This window comes from Pedobacter psychroterrae (assembly GCF_004331695.1).
Taxonomy (GTDB): Bacteria; Bacteroidota; Bacteroidia; order Sphingobacteriales; family Sphingobacteriaceae; genus Pedobacter; species Pedobacter psychroterrae.
The window spans coordinates 214,652-233,751 of sequence record NZ_SJSL01000004.1 but is presented as its reverse complement, the minus strand read 5'-3'; the positions used below and the strand labels follow the sequence as shown (position 1 = coordinate 233,751).

The following is a 19,100-nucleotide window of genomic DNA, read 5'->3' as shown; positions in this document are numbered from 1 at the left end:
TACACAAACTTAATTAAAAGAAACTGCTTTTCAGCTATGCTCCATCCATCAGACTATATAAATGCTGTTTGCCATCATAGTCCTTTCATCGTCAACAACCCCTTCATGTTTCTCAATAATTTCCGGGGTTGGTAGAAGAAATATTTTTTTATAAAAGAGCACTTATAAATGTTTTGTAAGTATTGTGTAAGTGGTTTGACTGATTGCAATATGAATATACGATGAATAAAAAATGAGTCCAACTTTTTTAAATTAAAAGTTGGATTAGACTTGGACTCAACTTGGATTGAACTTGGATTCAGTATGTACACTGTCAACCAAATAATAGAGATTGGCCTTATAGCTTTTTTAGGAATCCACAATTAATTTCTTAGTAATATTATTTACCTTGTATCCACCTAAATATACCGCTCATGAACAAACGTTTTCTAACCAGATGTTTTTATGCATCTGTTATTGCAGTCTTGTTTTTTATCACTCCTGTTTTCAGTCAGGCAGTTGCCGACCCGAACAAAGGTAAACTGGTCGAGGCAATTAAGCTGATGGACAAAGGTGAACTCGACGCCAGCATCACCATGTTGAAAGACCTTCAGAAACTTGATCCGGATAATTATATGTACAATTATGAGCTTGGTTATGCATTGTACCTCAAAAAGGATTATGCCACTGCAATTGAGGTGATGGAGAAATTAAAGGCTTCAAAAGAAGCGAATGACCTGTTGTTTCAGCTTCAGGGAAACGCTTATGACATGAGCGGCAATGCGGAAAAGGCGGGGCAGACCTATGCTGATGGCTTACTGCGTTTCCCTAATTCGGGAAAGTTATACTTGGAATCTGGCATCATGAACCTCAAGAAAAATGACCTGAAAGCTGCCCTCGGTAATTTTGAGAAAGGGATAGCTGTGGAGCCAAAATTTCCATCCACTTACTATTGGGCATCCAGAGTATGGTTGGAAACGCCAGAAAAGCTTTGGGGCCTGATGTATGGTGAAATTTTTATGAACCTGGAGAGCAATAGTAAACGCACCGCTGAGATCAGTAAAATGCTGTTTGATACTTATAAAAGCCAGATTAGTATCACAAGCCCGGGTCATATTTCTGTTAGCTTTAGTAAGAACAATGTGGTTACTACGAATAATATAAATGCTGACAAACTAATGCCTTATGGCGTATTTGTATATGAGCGGATACTGATGGTTTCTGCTTTGGGGTATAAAGAATTAAATATCAATACATTAGATAGCATACGGACCAATTTCGTGGGAGAATATTTTAAAGGTAAGACTGCTGTAACCTATCCCAATGTTTTATTCAGTTATCAAAAGAAAATAGTTGAGGCCGGCCATATGGAGTGCTACAACCACTGGATACTCCATAAGGGTGATGAGGGGCTTTTCAAGTCCTGGTTAGCGGCCAATACGGAAAAATGGCAGGCATTTCTGAAGTGGTATAATACCAACAGGCTGGTACTGGATGCCAATAACCGGTTCTCAATTTCCGATTATTTGTAAGGGGGAGGCACATTGTTCAGTAAATTGCTGATCATGGCAGCAGGCTACATTTGACCCTGGGTTTCAAGTTGCGAAACTATGCTAAGCAATCGATTTCCATAAAATTTCTTTAGTACGTTATATTTTTCCTAATTTCATTTGTTAAACACCAGATGTAAACCGGGTCATTATTGGCCATTTAATAAGATAGCCCCTTAAAGGCAAAGTAAGGTATGAAATTAGGTAGGTATAATACTAAAACGGTTTTGCTATGCGGGTTATTGCTGGCAGGATTGGGATGTAATGTTTCAAAGAAAAACCAGAACAAGTCGGGGCTCAGTAATTTACCTGCCGTACCCTATCCTGGGCCGGAGAAATTTGTCGATCATATCCGGACTACGGAGTTTCAGTCGCCGGCACAGGAGCAGGCAGGGTTTAAACTGCCGGAGGGTTTTGAGATCACTTTGTACGCCTCCGAGCCGGATATAGGCAAGCCGATCAATATGGAATTTGATGAGCGGGGGAGGCTGTGGGTGACACAGTCGTCCGAGTATCCCATGGCTGCGCCTTCTTTAAAAGGACACGATAAGATCACCGTGCTGGAGGATACGGATGGCGACGGCAAGGCGGATAAGTTCACGCCTTTTGCGAGCGACCTGAATATTCCGATAGGCATTATTCCTGTGCGGCAGGGGGCGATTGCGTTTAGCATTCCAAATGTATATAAATTTACGGATAAGGACGGAGATGGAGTTTCTGATGAGAAAAAAGTGCTTTTTGGTGAGTTTGGGCACCAGGACACGCATGGGATGGTCAATAATTTTGCACGTGGCTTTGATGGCTGGATCTACGCCTGTCATGGTTTTACTAATACCTCTACCATAGCGGGGATGGATGGGGATTCGCTGACAATGGTGTCTGGTAATACGTTTAGGTTTAGGGAGGATGGCAGCAGGATAGAGCAGACTTCCTTTGGAAGGGTGAATCCGTTTGGGTATACGTTTGATGAATATGGGTATTTGTATTCTGTAGATTGCCACTCTAAACCGATTTATCAGTTGATAAGAGGCGGGGAGTATCCGCATTTTGGTAAAAAGGCACCGGCGATGGGCTATGCACCTGAGATGATGAGTTACGAGTTGGGTTCTACGGCCTTATCCGGACTGGATTATTACCTGGGTGAACAGTTTCCGGAGGAGTACAGGCATAGTTTTTATAACGGGGATGTGGTGACGTGCCGCATCAACAGGAATACGATGAAGTTTAATGGTTCATCACCGGAGGCGGTAAGGAAAGAGGACTTTTTGATCAGTGCTGATCCCTGGTTTAGGCCGGTGGCCGTGAAGGAAGGGCCTGATGGGGCGCTGTATATAGCAGATTTTTACAACAGGATCATTGGGCATTATGAGGTGTCACTGGATCATCCGCTGCGCGACAGGCAGAGCGGCAGGATCTGGAGGATTGCGTATGTGGGCAAGCGGGATGCAAAGGGCAAGATGATTGCGAGTAAGGACCATGTGGACAGGAAGGTGCGGGATTGGAGTAAGGTTTCTTTGGATGAGCTGATCAAGAACCTGGATTATTCGCAGTTGAATATGCGCATGATGATAGCGAATGAGTTGGTGCAAAGGTTTGGTAATGAAGCGGTAAAGCCCTTGAAAAAGTGGATGGAGGAGTTGTATGTAAGTGTACACCCGTCTGATGTAACTTCGAAAGAACTGCTGGCCGAGGCTAAAAGTTATGTGCAGGGCTTGTGGGCTTTGTATCGATTGAACGGCCTGACGGATGTGCTGATTAATAATGGTTTGGACCATTGGGAGCCCCTGGTAAGGGTGCATACTTTTAGGATATTGGCCGAGATGAAGGAGATTTCTGCTGCGCAGAGAGCGCGGACAATAACGGCGCTTACTTATAGGGATGTGCATGTGCGAAGGGCGGCTGGAGAGGTGCTAGGCAAGCATGTGGAGGGGGGAAGTATTGCGCCTTTGCTGGCTTTATATGAGCAGACTGAGGAAAAAGATGGTCACTTGCGGTATACAGTGTTATTGGCCTTAAGGAATAACATGAGAAATAAAGCGGTAATGCAGGCTGTAGTAGCGGGTAATTGGTCGGATGCGCAGCTTAGCGTGCTGATGAATGTGGTGCGGGATGTGGCGTCTTCAGAAGGGGCATTATTTGCGATGAAGTATTTGGAAACCCATGATTTGCCGAAGGCGGAACTATTGGGCAGTTTGGAATATATAGGCAGATTTTTGCCTGCTGGGGAGATGGAAAGGCCAATTAAGTATATTGAGAAGAAGTTTGCGGATGATGTGAACACGCAATATTTGTTGTTTAATACGATGCAGCAGGGTTTGCAGCAGAGTGGTGGTGTGGTGGTGCCGAAGATGAAAGAATGGGGGATTAGTCTGGCTGTGAAAGCATTGGAAGGGGTTGCGCACCCACTGATAGGTACATCGGCCGATTGGAGCAACAGGCCTTTGCTGGAGACGGGTGATCCGGAGAATCCCTGGGCCATGATAGACAGGGCGATAGTGGGTGAACTGCCGAGGGTAAAGCTGATGTGGAGCGAGTTTAACTGGTATGCGCCTACGGGAGTGTTGGTTTCGCCGGTATTTAAATTGCCTGCATCGCTGAAGATCAGCGTGTTTGACAATGATGTGCACAATACGGAAGCGAAGACGGGAGTGTCTAAGAACAGTGTGCGGATTGTGCTGGCAAAGTCGAGGAAAGTAATTGGCATGTACAGGTCGTCGTTTACGACACCAATGACTAATGCAGATTTAATGAAAGAAGTGCCATTTGATCTGTCTAAATATGCTGGGCAAATGGGGTATGTTGAGGTGGTGGACAGTACGAAGACAGGTTCTATTGGCGTTGGGGGCTTTAAGCCTGCAGTGCTGAGCATACCTGATATTGGACTGGCTGAAGCTGCAGAAAAGTATACGCGGGCGGCAGAGATTGTGGGTTTGTACAAGGTGGCATCGCAGGGGGCTGTAATGAAGACTTTATTGCTGAACAAGCGTGCGGATTATAAAACCCGGACGGCTGCTGCAGGGGCTTTATTGTCTATTGATCCTGCGGGGAACAGTGGCTTGGTAGAGGGCGTGTTTTTGGACCTGGATGAAAGTCAGCTGATCAAGGAGAAAATGGCGCAGGTATTGGGACAGAGTTCATCGCCATCGCGGTTTTTGGTATTGCAGAAGGGACTGGCAGGTAGCGGACGTGCGCTTCAGTTGGCCATTGCCACGATACTGGTGAATTCATCGGACGGAGCAGGAAAGTTGCTTGATGCGGTGAAACAGGGTGATGTTAAGTATGATCTATTGACTGAGATAGCGGTAAAGGAGCGTTTGGCGAGTAATATGAATGCGGTGCAACGTGTGGAATTTGAAAGGCTTTCGGTAGGGCAGGCGTCTGAAAGCGAGGCGCGTAAGGTGCTGATCGCTGCTCGGATGGCTTCGTATGACCCGTCTGCTGTGAGTGTGGAGGAAGGCAAGGCGATGTTTGCGCAGCACTGCAGCATGTGTCACCAGATAAAAGGTGTGGGAGGTATGATTGGCCCGCAATTGGATGGCATAGGAAATTGGGGGCGACAGGCGCTGACGGAGAAGGTGCTGGATCCTAACCGGAATATTTCGCAGTCATTCAGGACGTATACGATTACGCTGAAGAATGGGAAAGTGCTGTCAGGTTTGTTTAGGAGAGAGGAAGGCGCGGTATTGGTGTTTGCAAATCCGGGAGGTGAGGAGTTTTCTGTAGTGAAAGGGGATATTAAAGAACGGGTGGTGTCTAAATATACGCTAATGCCTGACCAGTTCAGGAACACGATCGCGAAGAAGGATTTTGATGCGCTGATGAAGTTTTTACTGGCAACGAGGGAAAAATAACAGAGAAAAATAACCGTTCTCTTCGAAGAATGGAATAAATGCGCTGAAGAAGCGCAATGATTCCTATGTCTTCTCTGAGAAGGTGATTTTTCTGGGATAAGCAGGTAGCAGGGAAGATTGATCATGGAATATTTAAGAATAAATGTAAATTGAATAATTTAATACAAAGAAAACCGAATAAGACGAATATGAAAATGAATGGTAAACTATTGGTAGCGGCCTTAATGGCGGGTACGGGGCTATATGGCGGGGCGGCAGCTGCGCAGAAAAATAAGGAACTTAAATTTAAAAAGCATGTGATCAGTACGGAGTTTTACTCTGAGGGGGGAGCGATTGGAGATGTGAACAAGGATGGCAGGATGGATGTCATCGCGGGTGCGTTTTGGTATGAGGCACCGGCAGCAAAGAAGGGCGAAGCGGCAGTATGGACTAAGCACGAGGTATACAAGCCGGGCAAGTTTGACTGGAATACGGGCTATAGTGATTCGTTTTTGAACCATGCGATGGATGTGGACCAGGATGGCTGGATAGACTATATCAGGGTAGATTTTCCGGGGGAGGCAGCGGTATGGTACCAGAATCCGGGGAATGCCGTAGGGCACTGGAAGGCACATCCACTGTACACTTCTGTAGGAAATGAATCGCCGCTTTTTGTAGATGTGGATGGAGACGGAAGGGAAGATCTGATCTGTGCTGATTCAAAAGGTAACAGAATGGTATGGCTGGAATCGCCTAAGGCTAAAGGTGCTACTGAATGGACAGCGCACGTGATCAGTGATGTGAAGGACAGGGGTACGCACCAGTTTACACACGGACTTGGTTTTGGAGACGTGAACAAGGATGGTCGCAAGGATGTGGTGATCCGGTCGGGATGGTGGGAATCGCCTGCTGACCCCAAGCAGAAGAACTGGGCCTGGCATCCGGCAAATCTGGGTGAAGATGCATCACAGATGTATGTGATGGACCTGGATCAGGATGGAGACATGGATGTGATCAGCTCTTCGGCACATGCGTACGGGATTTGGTGGCATGAGCAGGTGGTGGATGCTGATGGCGGCATTACCTGGAAAAAGCATGATATTATGACTACGTTTTCGCAAACACACGGGCTTGGATTGGTGGATATGAACAAGGATGGGAATGCGGATTTGGTAACTGGTAAAAGGTTTTGGGCACATCAGGGACATGATCCGGGTGAGCGCGAACCAGCAGTGTTGTATTGGTTTGAATATAAGCCAGGTAAGGTGCCGTCGTGGACACCACATTTGATTGATTCAGATTCGGGTAATGGATTGCAGACCAATGCAGTGGATATGAATAAGGATAAGCTGGTTGATATTGTGGTAGTGAATAAGAAGGGCGTGTTTTATTTTGAAAGGGTTAAGAAGTAGTGTTAGTTAAATACGCATTCTTCAGCATGGTCTTGATGCTTTCCAGTTTCATTGGCTTGGCCAGATAGTCGTTCATTCCTTCTCTGAGGCAGATGTTGCGGTCTTCGGACATCGCATTACCGGTCATGGCAGTGATGTAGGGCTGGGATATGTTTTGCTGCCTGATCTTTCTAGTGGCTTCCAGTCCGTCCATTTCGGGCATTTGTATGTCCATCAGGATCAGGTCGTACACTGCTTTTTTCAGGTGTTCGAGTACCTCATAGCCATTTTTGGTCATTGAGGCAGTATAGCCCAGTTTCTTTAAGATCTGCAAAATCAAGCGCTGATTGACCGGATTGTCTTCTGCCACAAGGATACGCAAAGGAAAGTCTATGGCAAATTGCTCATCCAGTACATTCTGGTGCTTGTGAACACCCAGTTTGTCTGACTCCTCTCTGAGCGATTCCTGTATGCTTTTGCAAAGCAATCTTTTCTTGACAGGCTTGGTAAGTATAGCAGAGAAAAGACCGGGATATTTCTTCTTGGTCTCGTCGCCTATGGAACTGAGCATGATTATCGGAAGCGGTTTGGCACTGTTCTTATTGACCCTGGCCAGGCCTACACCATCCATGCCGGGCATTTCCATATCGGTGATGATGAGGTCAAAGGAGGCATCCATAGTTAATATTTCCAACGCCTGAGTGGCCAAAGAGGCAACGACAGGCAGCAGCTTCCATTGCTCAAGCTGGGCTTTTAAAATAACAAGATTGGTGCGGTTGTCGTCTACGATCAGGACACGTTTTCCCTCCAGGTCCTGCATGTTATAGCGTTCGCCGCTGTCCTGCGAATGCAGGGTGCTTATACCGGCAAGGATACTGAAAGAGAAGGATGACCCCTTTGCAGGGACACTTTCGGCCGTGATACCGCCGCCCATAAGTTGTACTAACCGCTCACTGATGGCCAGGCCAAGACCGGTACCTCCGTATTTGCGGGTGGTAGAAGAATCGACCTGTGAAAAGGCTTTGAACAGGTTACTGATCTTGTCGTCGGTGATGCCTATGCCCGTATCGCGTACGGTAAAGCCGATTGATATAGTCCCATTGTCCAGGATGCTTTTTTGGTAGACGTTGACAAAGACTTCGCCTTTGGCGGTAAACTTAATGGCATTGCTGATCAGGTTGATGAGTACCTGTTTAAGGCGGAGGCTGTCGCCGACGATTTGCTCAGGAAGGTGCTGGTCTATCTGATAAATGAGATCGATGTTCTTTTTCACAGCTTCCTGTGCAAAGACATCCATTACATCTTCGATGATGAGGCGCAGCTCAAAGTGTTCTTCCTCAATGTCCATCTTTCCCGACTCTATCTTTGAGAAGTCGAGGATATCATTGATCACACTTACGAGGCTGTCGCCACAGGAAACGATGGTTTCTGTATATTCCCGCTGCTCGTCGGTAAGTTCAGTTTCGCCGAGGAGGGAAGCCATACCAATCACGCCGTTCATAGGTGTCCTGATCTCGTGGCTCATGGTTGCCAGGAAAATGCTCTTGGCCTGGTTGGCCCGCTCTGCTTCTTCGCGTATGGCCTGCTCGTGTTCCTTTTGTTCCAGCAGCTCTTCAGACTGTACTTGCAGTTCTTCAGACTGCGCTTGTAGTTCCTCATTGAGCGATTGGAGGTTTTCAGACTGTGTCTGCAGTTCATCTGCCTGGTTCTGGATGGTGAGTGTCCGTTCGTTTACCATTTTTTCCAGCCGTTCTTTCTGGCGGAGAATGTTATTAATCCGATAGCGGTAAAGGACATAGATAATTGTAATCAATGCTATCGCAGCCGCTATTTTGAACCACCAGGTGAGCCAGAAAGGAGGGACTATAGTAATATTAAGGCTGACCATACGAGGCGACCAATCGCCTGCCGTATTGCGGCTCTTTACTTTGAATGTATAAGGGCCTGGCGCCAGGTTGGTATACACCGCCGTGTTTTTACTGCCTACATAATTCCAGTCTGAATCAAAACCTTCCAGCATGTAGGCATAGCTTTTCCTTCCGGCAGAGATGACATCGAGGGCGGAAAATTCAAAGGAGATAAATGACTGTTCATGAGACAGGCGTATTGATGTTGCTTCCGCAATATCTGTTTTTAATGGTGAAGGGTCATTTTTATCTTTGGCTACATTGATGTCCTTATTAAAAATCTGAAACCTGGTAAGTATTACCCGGGTGTCATATTTCTTATTGATCATACGGCCTGGATTGAACTCGTTAAACCCGTTGCTGCCCCCGAAGAATAAAGTACCTGTGACGCTTCTTCTTGCAGATTTGGCTTTAAACTCTCCACGTTGCAGTCCATTTTCTGCGGTGAAGTTTTTAAAACTCCCCGTAGTGGGGTTGAAACTTGAGATTCCGGAGTTGGTGCTGATCCACAACAATCCGAAGTCATCTTCAAGGACGGCCTGGGTAGAATTATGGGCCAATCCCTGCTCAGTGGTATACAGACTGAAATTGCCGGTTTTAGGATCAAAGCGGTTCAGTCCCTGGAGCGTAGTGATCCAGACGATGCCTTTGCTGTCTTCAAGTAAACTGGTAATGGCATTGTCACTCAGATCTTTCTTTGTCTTTCCTTTTTTATAACGTGTGAAGGTGTTGGTTTTGGTATTGAGATAGTTTAACCCTGCATCAAAAGTACCTATCCATAGATTGCCATTTTTATCTGGCAGCAGCGAACTGATGAGGTTACTGCTCATGCTGTTTGTATTGGTTGGATCGTTCTGGTACCTTACAAAACCATTGGTTTGATGATTGTAAGAGGCTAGTCCGTTGCCAAAGGTGCCAATCCACATCTTTTGGTCGGTAGTGCGGGCAATGTCGTATATATTATTGCTGCTCAGGCTGCTTGGATTGCCAGGATCGTGCGTTAAGGAAGTAAATTTACCAGTCCGTGGATTTAATATGCTAATGCCGTTGCCCCATGTACCGATCCAGATATTACCTTTAGCATCATCCTTTAAGGCCAGGATGTAATTGCCGGAAATGCCTGAATTGCCGCGCGTGAAAGATTTAAACGCACCGGTCTTCTTGTCAAACCTGTTGAGGCCACCACCATCGGTACCTACCCAAAGGGTGTTTTCGTTATCCTCGTAAAAGCTCAGTACAAAATTATTGGTCAGGCTGGCGGGAGAGCTGCTGTGCGTGTAATGTCTGAAGTTTCTGGTATTTTTGTAGAGGCTGACACCGCCGCTGTAAATGCCTATCCACATATTTCCGTCCCTGTCTTTGATGATGGCATCTATGGAGTTATTGCTAATGCTGGTGACGTCAATTTCATCGTGTAGATTGGTACTGAACCGCCAGTTGCTGAAGTCAAGGATACATAGGCCGCCGTTTTCTGTGCCGATCCAAAGCCTGCCTTCGGGGCCTTCATCAATGTGTTTTACATTGTCGTGCGCCAGGGATCCAGGGTCTGCCGGATTATTTCTGAACTGCTGAAAAGTACCTTTGGCATTACCTTCAAAAAGGTTGAGCCCTGCGCCAATAGTACCGACCCAGAACCTATGCTTGCTGTCTTCGAAAAGGGCAACTATCTGATTGCCAGAAATGGCGCCGGTGCGGCCGTCTGCTACAAATCTTTTAAAAGTATTGGTTTTCCTGTCCAGCAGGTTCAGACCAGCATTGGTACCCGCCCAGATGTTGTTCCTGCTATCGCGGTATACGGTATTGACCGTATTGTTGCTCAGGCTGTTTGGTTTGTCAGGATCATGCGTAAAGTGTACCGCGGTTTTTTTGCCAGGATCAAAAAGATCTAGCCCATTTGTGGTAGCCAGCCAGATTTTGCCGTCTTTATCAGGAGCAATGTTCATGATATAATTGCTGCTGATGCTCTGTCTGTCGGTGCTGTCGTGCAGAAAGGTGTAAAATTTATTTGTTTTTCTGTCGTATTTATTCAGGCCGCCTTCCTTGGTAGCGATCCATAATATTCCATTGGCATCCTCGGCGATATCGACCACGTAATTGGTGCTGAGGCTGTGAGGATCTTTCGAACTGTTTCTGAATACTTTAAAGCTGGTTCCGTCGTACCGGTTGAGGCCATCGCGCGTACCTATCCATATAAAGCCCCTGCTGTCCTGTATGATACTGCTGACATTGTTTTCGGATAGCCCGCTGTTTGTGCTGAGGTGTTTGAAATGAAGTTGCCGGTTTTGAGCGTACCCCGCCAATGCCGCGATTTGCAGCAGGACCAACAGCGTCCCTTTCAATACTTTTATGAAATTGCCCATAACTACCCTGTCCACTAATGTGTTTTTGGGGTAGGGGCTATTGGAATTGGAAAGGAGATTAGCTTCTTCATATATGACAGTAAATTTGGTTGTTGCAATATAAGCAAAAAGCTTGTTACAAATATGTTATATATTTAAATACAGCTCAGGATGGTGAAAAATTAATAATTTCCTTCATTTGGTTGCACAGATCAATTCCGGGATGAGGGGTATCGCTCAACTATTCAATACAGCGAGCGGAGGGGTATTGAGTACTTTTCTGCTGCTCAATACTCCGGTAAGTACTACCAGGAAGCATATGGAGACGAAAAGCAGGATAACGGGCAGGAATGGCGGCGTAAAACTGCTGTCGAAACTATATATGGCGAGTAGCCAACTTCCTGTAAGTGCCAGGATGATCCCTGCACCGGCAGATAATGCACCCAGAAACAGATATTCTATGGCGGTAATGGCCATGATCTGCTTTCTGCTGGCACCGAGTGTACGGAGCAGCACACTTTCTTTAAGGCGCTGTCCTCTGCTGGTGAGTACAGCCGAGATGAGTACGATCCAACCGGTGGCCATGCTGAATGCGGCCATGAACTGGATGACAAAGCCTATTTTGGAAAGGAGTTCATCAAGTACTTTGAGAATGAGGCCCAGGTCTATCATAGAAACATTGGGAAACTTTCTGACCACTGCGGCCTGGTAACTGGCAGAGGTGCTGTTGGACGGCACCCTGGTCATGAGTACATGGAACTGGGGCGCGTCTTCGAGTACTCCTGTAGGAAATACTACCCTGAAATTGGTCTGCATACTGGCCCAGTTTACTTCTCTGAAACTTCCAACAATGGTTGGAATAAGTAAGCCCTGTACATTAAATACGATGCTATCGCCAATCTTTACGTCTATCCGCCTTGCGTAGCCTTCTTCTAAGGAGACGGGTATTTTTCCATTTGGGTTAGCTTTGCCCGTCCATACCCCCTGGGTTACTTTCTCTGCCGCGGTAAGGGTATCCTGGAAAGTGATCCTCAGTTCACCTCTGAAAGCGCGTTCTGATCGTCCGCTCGTATCCTGCGAAGCAGCTTTTCCATTGATCTTTTCTATCCTTACGGTGATGACGGGCACCTGATTCATTACCGGAAGTTTGTATGCTCTGGTAAGGTCGGCAACTGCATCTTTCTGGTCGTTCTGGATATCGAACAGGATCATATTGGCCTGGTTTTCTGAGGAGGAGATGGTGACGCGTTTCATCAGGATTCCCTGTACAAAGAACAAAGTACAGATGAAAGTAGTAGACAGACCAATGGACACGGTGAGCATAATGGTCTGGTTGTTTGGCCGGAAGAGGTTGGCAAAGCCCTGTCGCCATAAATAGCTAAAGGAATCCGGCATTAGCTTTCTGACCAGCCACATGAGCAGCCTGGAGAGCGCGAACAGCAACAAGAAAGCAATGAGAATGCTGGCGGTAAAGACTGCGGCTTCCATCCAGTTCTGCATTTGGAGGCGTGTGAAGCAAAGGACGAAAATTAGTATAAGGAAATATACCAGCCATTTTAAGGGATCCCTTCTGCTGGTAGCTTTCTCAAAAGATTGCCTGATGGCATTTAAGGGTGAGATGCTACGGACAGAAAGGAGCGAAGGCAGGGCAAAAAGTACAGAAATGATGAGGCCTAATAATACACCCTGTGAGATGGATACCCATGAAATTTGTATGTGGAGCTCTACAGGTATAAAATCTTTGAGTACGACGGGCAGTATAAACTGGATGACCGTGCCGAGGGCAGCACCAAGAACAGCGCCTATGAAACCAATACATACGATCTGGATGAGGTAGATCAGGAAGGCCTCCCGGGCTTTGAGGCCGAGGCAGCGAAGGGTAGCAATGGAGCTTAATTTTTCACCGATGTATACATGAATGGCACTGCCTACGCCAATACAGCCGAGCAATAAGGCAATGAAACCGGATAGGGCAAGAAATCTGCTTACATCCCGGAATGACCTTCCGGTGCTTTCTTTTTTGGAGGCTACAGTCTCTGTATCGAGACCTTCTTTGTCGAGGAATTTCTCGAGTTTCTTTAGCTGCTTGTCTATGCCTGCAGGATTGTTGTACCTGAAGAAGTAGCTGTATTGTATGCGGCTGCCGATTTTGGTGAGGCCGGTCTGTTCCAGGTATTTTAAGGGGATATAGACCACGGGGGCGACAGTAGCCGAAATGCCGGATTGTCCGGGTGCTTTTTCGAGTATACCAGCGATCTTGAAGTTGAGGGCGCCGACCTTGATCGAATCGCCCGGGCGGGCGCCAAACTGCAACATTACTGTACGGTCTACCAGTGCTTCTCTCTGAGACCTGAAAGATTTTGCAGCGCTGCTGGGGCTGGTTTCGATGCTTCCGTAGTAAGGATAATTTCCTTCGAGGGCACGTACCTGTACCAGTCTGCTGCCTTCATTTTTGATGAAATAGATCATAGAAGCAAAGCTTCTTTCGGCTGATTGCTCATTGCCGAGTGTATCTAGTGTGGCCCGGGCTTCTTTGCTAAGGGGCTTGCGGGACTGGACGATGAGGTCGGCACCAGTCAGTTCTTTGGCTTGGTTTTCGATGTCTTGCTCCAGGTTGTCCCTGAATGAGTAAACAGCCACCAGCGCTGCAATACCCAGGATGATGGAAGCAATGAAGAGGAATAGGCGCGAACGGTTGCGGCGTGCATCACGCCATGCCATTTTGAACAGCCAGCCTATGTTGACCGATCTGCTGAGTACGGAATTATCTGCCATTTGCTTCGTCTGAAATGATCATTCCCCCTTTTATTTTAATGATTCTGCTGGTTCGCTGTGCCAGTTCCAGGTCGTGCGTTACGATCACAAGCGTAGTACCCGCATCCGTATTGAGTTCGAACATCAGTTTCTCTATTTTCTCACTGGTCTCCGCATCGAGGTTTCCGGTGGGCTCATCTGCAAATAGAATAGCCGGTTTATTGGAAAATGCACGTGCCAGGGATACGCGCTGCTGCTCGCCTCCCGAAAGTTGCACAGGATAATGATGTGACCTTTCGGCCAGGCCAACCTTGTCCAGCAGGTCCATGGCGTGGGCACGTATGTTTTTAGTGCCTCTCAACTCCATCGGTACCATCACATTTTCGAGCGCGGTAAGGGTGGGCATCAACTGGAAGTTCTGGAAGATAAAGCCAACGTAATTATTTCTTACTGCGGCACGCTGATCTTCTGTGAGCTCATCCAGACGGATGTCATTGAGCTTTACCGTACCTGAGGTAGCCCGGTCGAGGCCTGCACACAGCCCTAGCAGCGTGGTCTTGCCACTTCCCGAAGGCCCGGTAATGGCCAGGGTAGCGCCGCTTGCTACGGAGAAGTTGATGTTGTTGAGAACAGTGAGTTCTTTGCCTGCACTTTTGTATATTTTATGTACGTTTTCAATGTTTAAGATATTTTCTGGATGCATTAGCGAAGAATAGGTTATTTTTACGTTGTTAAATATAGCAGGCCTTGGTTTAATGTTTAACATCCAAAGGTTTATTTTAGATTTATATTACATAGATATGTTACGGAGCAAAGTTTTATCGATAGTTGTCATAGGGTGTATGATGCTGGCATCCTGCGGAAATAATAATAAGCAGGCAGAAGGATCTGTTGCTGTCAAACCTTCTGAAGCGGCGCCTGTATCCACAGAAACCGCATTGAAAGACAGGAATATCCTGTTTTTTGGAACTAGTTTGACAGCAGGTTATGGGCTGGAGCAGAATGAGGCCTATCCGGCATTGCTGCAACAGCGCATAGATTCATTGAAGCTTCCTTATAAAACGATCAACGGGGGACTGAGCGGTGAGACCTCCGCAGCAGGCAAAAGCAGGATAGACTGGTTGCTGAAGCAGCCTGTGGCGATCTTTGTATTGGAACTGGGCGCCAATGACGGCCTGCGCGGAATAGCGGTGAAGGAAACCACAGGCAATCTGCAAGCAATCATAGATAAGGTGAAAGAGAAATACCCGCAGGTGAAACTGGTACTGACAGGAATGGAAGTACCGCCGAATATGGGGGATAAATACGCTACAGATTTCAGGAATATGTTTAAAGATCTGGCTGTTAAGAATGAGATGGTGTTTGTGCCGTTTTTGCTGGATGGGGTAGCGGGAATACCGAAACTAAACCAGGGAGACGGTATTCATCCGACAGCAGAAGGGCAACATATATTAGCAGATAATGTATGGTTGAAATTAAAAGATTTGCTTTGAGTGTAGTATAGTTGCAATTTATTGCGCTATATTGCTTGTCGAATGAAAAAAATCTCTTCTACGCTAATAGTTTGTTTGTTGCTGCTGGCAACTATCACAAGCAAAAGCCAGACAAAGTCGCTGGATATCGGCCTCCGGTTTCAGAAAACACAGGACTTGTATTATGAGAACGGTATTACTGCTCAATACCAATTGAGCAAACGCTGGGCTATCGGGGGCAGTTACTATACAAGCAGACTTGGATCGGCCTTATCATCAAATGCCATTAAGCAGGATAATTTTATTGTATCTGCCGCTTATTTGTTTAGGCCTGAGCGGAAACTAAGGCCTTTTGTAAGGGCGAATGTAGGTTACTTTATTGCCGATTATGAATCTGAGCTATTCGATAACCTTTCTAATACCTCTGCCATAGCTTCCGCAGATGCGGGTCTGGCTTACGAGTTTAATTGTCCGTTGAAGGTTAGTTTATCTCTTGGCTACAACGGCATTACAGGAAGTGGTGATGAGGGTGCAGGTACCTTATATCCTGTTTTTTACCAGGCAAGTGTGACCTGGAATATATTTAAAACCCATTCACGATGAGAAAGCTGATATTGATATGCGCAATTGCAATTGTTTATACCTCATGCAGTAAAGAACCGGCCATTGTGGATACCGATCTGGACAGCGGGACGTTTTTTGACCAGTCGGTTTATCAGCCTGAGAAATATCTGGTTTCCGTGGCACGGCCAAATCCTACTGCACTGGAAGCGCAGAAGCCTGTGGTCATTGCTATACATGGCTATGGAGCGAGTACTTTTGAGTGGGATGAATTCAGGACCTGGGCGGGGGCGAGAACAGATTTTTCTATTTCACAGGTATTGCTGGGCGGACATGGCAGAGATTATCAGACATTTAAGGCGGCCTCATGGAAGGACTGGAGACAGCCAATCGTAAATGAATATGAAGCGCTGGAACGTCAGGGATATACCAATATTAGTTTTGCCGGTTCTTCTACCGGATGTACATTGATCCTGGAGATGCTGGCGGACGGTTATTTTGAAGGACATATCAAGCCAAAGCATGTATTTTTGGTAGACCCGATTGTTGTACCAGGTGATAAATCATTGTCGCTGGTAGGCGCTCTGGGCCCTATATTAGGATATACTACGGTCGACAATACCAAGGCTGAGGAGAAATATTATTATCATTATCGTCCCTATGAAACGCTCAAAGAGCTTCGTAGTGTCATAAACGTGGTGAGAAAAGAACTGGAAGATGGAGTAAAATTGCCTGCCGGTTGCAGTCTGACTGTGTTTAAGTCGGAAAAGGACAACGTAGCAGATCCGGTAAGTGCTGTGATGATCTATAAAGGAGTAAGGACCAGCGCGGGAGGCCGTATTGATGTGAACATGGTAGCTTCTTCCTTACATGTGTATACGAGGCTGTCGGGCAGGGATATAGCTGGTTCGGCTAAGGATCTGGAAAATCAGAGAACGACTTTTACAAATATGGCCGCTGCCTTAGTGCGCGTAAAGTAACACCTTCCGGTAGAGTTCATCAGGAAGGAATGGTTTTACTACATAGTCATTGATACCTGCTTCAGCTATTTCGGTCCTTATTTCTTCAGGTAAGTTGGCAGTGAGGGCAATAATAGGAGTGGTGATGCCATCTGCGCGGATCTTTCTTGCTGCCTGATAACCATCCATTTGAGGCATATGGAGGTCCATCAAGATGAGTTTGTGCTTTTGTGGGTCTAATTTAGCTATAGCTTCCAGTCCGTTTACGGCAAAATCTATGCTGGCACCCCAGCGTTCGAGGTACTTTTGTGCTACGAGTGCATTGATGGGATTGTCCTCCACCAGCAAAATATTAATGCCGGTCAGGGGCTTGTCGTGCTCAGAAACTTCCAGTCTGGTGCTTTCTTTTTTCGACAGGATTTCACCTTTTTTAAGGGTTTGCGTGAAATAAAAGGTGGAGCCTTTGCCTTCTTCACTGATCAGATTGAGGTTTGAGTTTTGCAGTTCCAGGATCTTTTTAGAGATCGCGAGACCGAGGCCGGTGCCCCCAAAACTTCTGGAGGTAGAAGAGTTGGCCTGCGTAAACTGATCAAATATGATGGCCTGTTTGTCTGGGGGAATGCCTATACCAGAATCTTTAACTGCTATCCTGATGGTTATTTCGGTTTCTGTCTGGTTTATTACTTCCACATTTACCAGTACCTGACCTTTTTCTGTGAATTTTATGGCGTTGTGTACCAGATTGGTAATAACCTGCGTAGTACGGGTAGGGTCGCCCCAAACGTTGTTCTGAAGAGACTGGTCTACATTGAGCATGAGCTTGATTCCCTTATCCTCTGCCGAACTTTTAAGCCCTTTTGTGATATAAGAGGTAATTGATAAGATGTTCATCTCAATGTTTTCAAAAGTTATCTTTCCGGCTTCAATTTTATTGTAGTCCAATATGTCATTGACAATGGTCAGCAGGTTATTGGCCGAGAAGAGCATCACATCCAATTGCTCCACCTGGTCGTTTCTGGGGTCACTTCTCAGGAGGAGGTGGCTCATACCTATTACGGCATTTAGCGGTGTCCTTATTTCATGGCTCATGATACTCAGAAACTCACTTTTTGCTTTCAGGCCCTGTTCGGCAGCTGCCTTGGCCTGTTTCAGGGCATAAGAAACCCTGTGTGAGAGTACGAGTGACTGTAAAAAGAAGAAGCTCAGGTATAAGAAGAGATTGAGGACCTGCATGGGTGGTATGAGTGACCAGTAGTACAATAAGCTGAGGGCAAAGACTATGAGTATAGAAAAGGAACTGGAAAGGGTATAAATGGCACCCGGCCTCCGCTGTCTAAAAGCCTTAACATACACGTAAGGTACATAAACGAGGCAAATCACCATTACCACTAAAAATGGGTTGATCAACTGGGTAAAGTAATAGGTCGGTAATATGAAAACGGAGAGCGAGAAGGCAATGCATAACCAGAAGATCACTTTCACAACAGTTCTGTTGACATCTATCGGATACAGATAACGTGTATAGAGGCTGAAAGATCCTATACCAAGAAAGAGGCTCAGGTATTCTAACCTAATGGTGATCTGCCAGTTAATATTGGGAATGATGGTGTGGAGCATATAATTGTCCGTACCGGCAATCCTATAACTGTAGATGATGGAAAACAGGGCAAATAACAGCACGGCTTTGTCCCGATTGCCCATTAAATAGAGGCCCAGGAAATAGAAACCGCTCATCAGCAGACATCCTGTGAGCAGCAGATCGATGGCTTCTATCTGTTTTCTCTTTAGCATGACGGTGCTTTTGTTGCCTATGGTAATGTGTTTTTTTATCCCGCCTTTGACATGGGCGAAATTGGCAACCTGCAGGGTAATGCTAAGGGTGTCAATGCCTTTTTTTATGTCGACAGTTTTATGCTCCCAATAGGGCACAAATCCCTTGGCACTGGTTGTGATGGTGCCATTAGAAGCCTCCAGCTTGCCATTGATGAATAATTTGTAAGCGCAGTATACTTCTGGCATTAGTAAACTGAGGTCTTCATCCGTTTTAGGCAAATAGATGCGTATTTTGTAGGTAGCATAGCCGAAAGAAGGATATTTGATGCCGTTGACCTGACTAGTCCAGCTGGAAGGAAAATCTATTAATATGCCGTTTTTTGTTTTTTCATCCGGGGCTATCAGCTGGTTCCAGAAGAAGTGCCATTTTCCATCGAGTGGTATTTCTTCTACCAGCGACTGCTGCTGAAAGTCGATTATCCCGTTTTGGGCAAGTGGAAAGCTTTTAGACTTTTGTGCATAACTCCGTACAAGACCTAGTAAGCTCAGGACTGCAACAACATACAGGACTTTTTTTAGCATTTG

The 19,100-nt window shown here is 46.2% G+C and carries 10 protein-coding genes; 6 read left to right on the top strand and 4 right to left on the bottom strand.

Annotated elements, in window-relative coordinates; genetic code table 11:
• Nucleotides 1–413: 413 nt before the first annotated feature.
• The 3 genes from EZ437_RS15915 to EZ437_RS15905 all read left to right on the top strand — a co-directional run bounded on the left by EZ437_RS15915 (nucleotide 414) and on the right by EZ437_RS15905 (nucleotide 6,771).
• Nucleotides 414–1,511 (top strand): tetratricopeptide repeat protein, encoded by a 1,098-nt coding sequence (locus tag EZ437_RS15915; RefSeq protein WP_131597052.1) that lies wholly within the window; start codon nucleotides 414–416, stop codon nucleotides 1,509–1,511.
• A 212-nt stretch (nucleotides 1,512–1,723) separates the two neighbouring features.
• Nucleotides 1,724–5,380, top strand: a complete 3,657-nt coding sequence (locus EZ437_RS15910) for a PVC-type heme-binding CxxCH protein (RefSeq protein ID WP_131597051.1) — start codon at nucleotides 1,724–1,726, stop codon at nucleotides 5,378–5,380.
• A gap of 194 nt (nucleotides 5,381–5,574) precedes the next feature.
• Entirely contained in the window at nucleotides 5,575–6,771 is a 1,197-nt protein-coding gene (locus EZ437_RS15905) for an FG-GAP repeat domain-containing protein (protein ID WP_131597050.1), read from the top strand.
• Here the strand turns inward: EZ437_RS15905 and EZ437_RS15900 are convergent.
• The 3 genes from EZ437_RS15900 to EZ437_RS15890 form a co-directional block, all read right to left on the bottom strand.
• Complete coding sequence (locus EZ437_RS15900; protein WP_131597049.1) at nucleotides 6,761–11,032, bottom strand: hybrid sensor histidine kinase/response regulator; 4,272 nt, start codon at nucleotides 11,030–11,032, stop codon at nucleotides 6,761–6,763. The genes EZ437_RS15905 and EZ437_RS15900 overlap by 11 nt on opposite strands.
• Before the next feature lie 201 nt (nucleotides 11,033–11,233).
• On the bottom strand, nucleotides 11,234–13,771 hold the full coding sequence (locus tag EZ437_RS15895) for an ABC transporter permease (RefSeq protein WP_205942732.1): 2,538 nt from the start codon (nucleotides 13,769–13,771) through the stop codon (nucleotides 11,234–11,236).
• Nucleotides 13,761–14,516 (bottom strand): ABC transporter ATP-binding protein, encoded by a 756-nt coding sequence (locus tag EZ437_RS15890; RefSeq protein WP_225869603.1) that lies wholly within the window; start codon nucleotides 14,514–14,516, stop codon nucleotides 13,761–13,763. The genes EZ437_RS15895 and EZ437_RS15890 overlap by 11 nt, the downstream gene beginning before the upstream one ends.
• A gap of 34 nt (nucleotides 14,517–14,550) precedes the next feature.
• On the opposite strand from EZ437_RS15890, the gene EZ437_RS15885 reads away from it, so the two are divergent.
• From EZ437_RS15885 to EZ437_RS15875, 3 genes are read left to right on the top strand one after another with little or no spacing between them, the layout of a single operon-like run.
• Nucleotides 14,551–15,243 (top strand): arylesterase, encoded by a 693-nt coding sequence (locus EZ437_RS15885; RefSeq protein WP_131597048.1) that lies wholly within the window; start codon nucleotides 14,551–14,553, stop codon nucleotides 15,241–15,243.
• A gap of 42 nt (nucleotides 15,244–15,285) precedes the next feature.
• Nucleotides 15,286–15,825, top strand: a complete 540-nt coding sequence (locus EZ437_RS15880) for an outer membrane beta-barrel protein (RefSeq protein ID WP_131597047.1) — start codon at nucleotides 15,286–15,288, stop codon at nucleotides 15,823–15,825.
• On the top strand, nucleotides 15,822–16,763 hold the full coding sequence (locus tag EZ437_RS15875; protein ID WP_131597046.1) for an alpha/beta hydrolase: 942 nt from the start codon (nucleotides 15,822–15,824) through the stop codon (nucleotides 16,761–16,763). The genes EZ437_RS15880 and EZ437_RS15875 overlap by 4 nt, the downstream gene beginning before the upstream one ends.
• On the opposite strand, the gene EZ437_RS15870 is transcribed toward EZ437_RS15875, so the two are convergent.
• Nucleotides 16,746–19,097 (bottom strand): ATP-binding protein, encoded by a 2,352-nt coding sequence (locus EZ437_RS15870; RefSeq protein ID WP_131597045.1) that lies wholly within the window; start codon nucleotides 19,095–19,097, stop codon nucleotides 16,746–16,748. The two genes, EZ437_RS15875 and EZ437_RS15870, sit on opposite strands and share 18 nt — an antisense overlap.
• Nucleotides 19,098–19,100: the final 3 nt, after the last annotated feature.

Bases quoted from the DNA above. Each gene is read 5' to 3' on its own strand.
- EZ437_RS15915 (WP_131597052.1), top strand. From the start codon at position 414: ATGAACAAACGTTTTCTAACCAGATGTTTTTATGCATCTGTTATTGCA.
- EZ437_RS15895 (WP_205942732.1), bottom strand. From the start codon at position 13,771: ATGGCAGATAATTCCGTACTCAGCAGATCGGTCAACATAGGCTGGCTG.
- EZ437_RS15870 (WP_131597045.1), bottom strand. From the start codon at position 19,097: ATGCTAAAAAAAGTCCTGTATGTTGTTGCAGTCCTGAGCTTACTAGGT.
- EZ437_RS15910 (WP_131597051.1), top strand. From the start codon at position 1,724: ATGAAATTAGGTAGGTATAATACTAAAACGGTTTTGCTATGCGGGTTA.
- EZ437_RS15905 (WP_131597050.1), top strand. From the start codon at position 5,575: ATGAATGGTAAACTATTGGTAGCGGCCTTAATGGCGGGTACGGGGCTA.
- EZ437_RS15875 (WP_131597046.1), top strand. From the start codon at position 15,822: ATGAGAAAGCTGATATTGATATGCGCAATTGCAATTGTTTATACCTCA.
- EZ437_RS15890 (WP_225869603.1), bottom strand. From the start codon at position 14,516: ATGTTAAACATTAAACCAAGGCCTGCTATATTTAACAACGTAAAAATA.
- EZ437_RS15880 (WP_131597047.1), top strand. From the start codon at position 15,286: ATGAAAAAAATCTCTTCTACGCTAATAGTTTGTTTGTTGCTGCTGGCA.
- EZ437_RS15885 (WP_131597048.1), top strand. From the start codon at position 14,551: ATGTTACGGAGCAAAGTTTTATCGATAGTTGTCATAGGGTGTATGATG.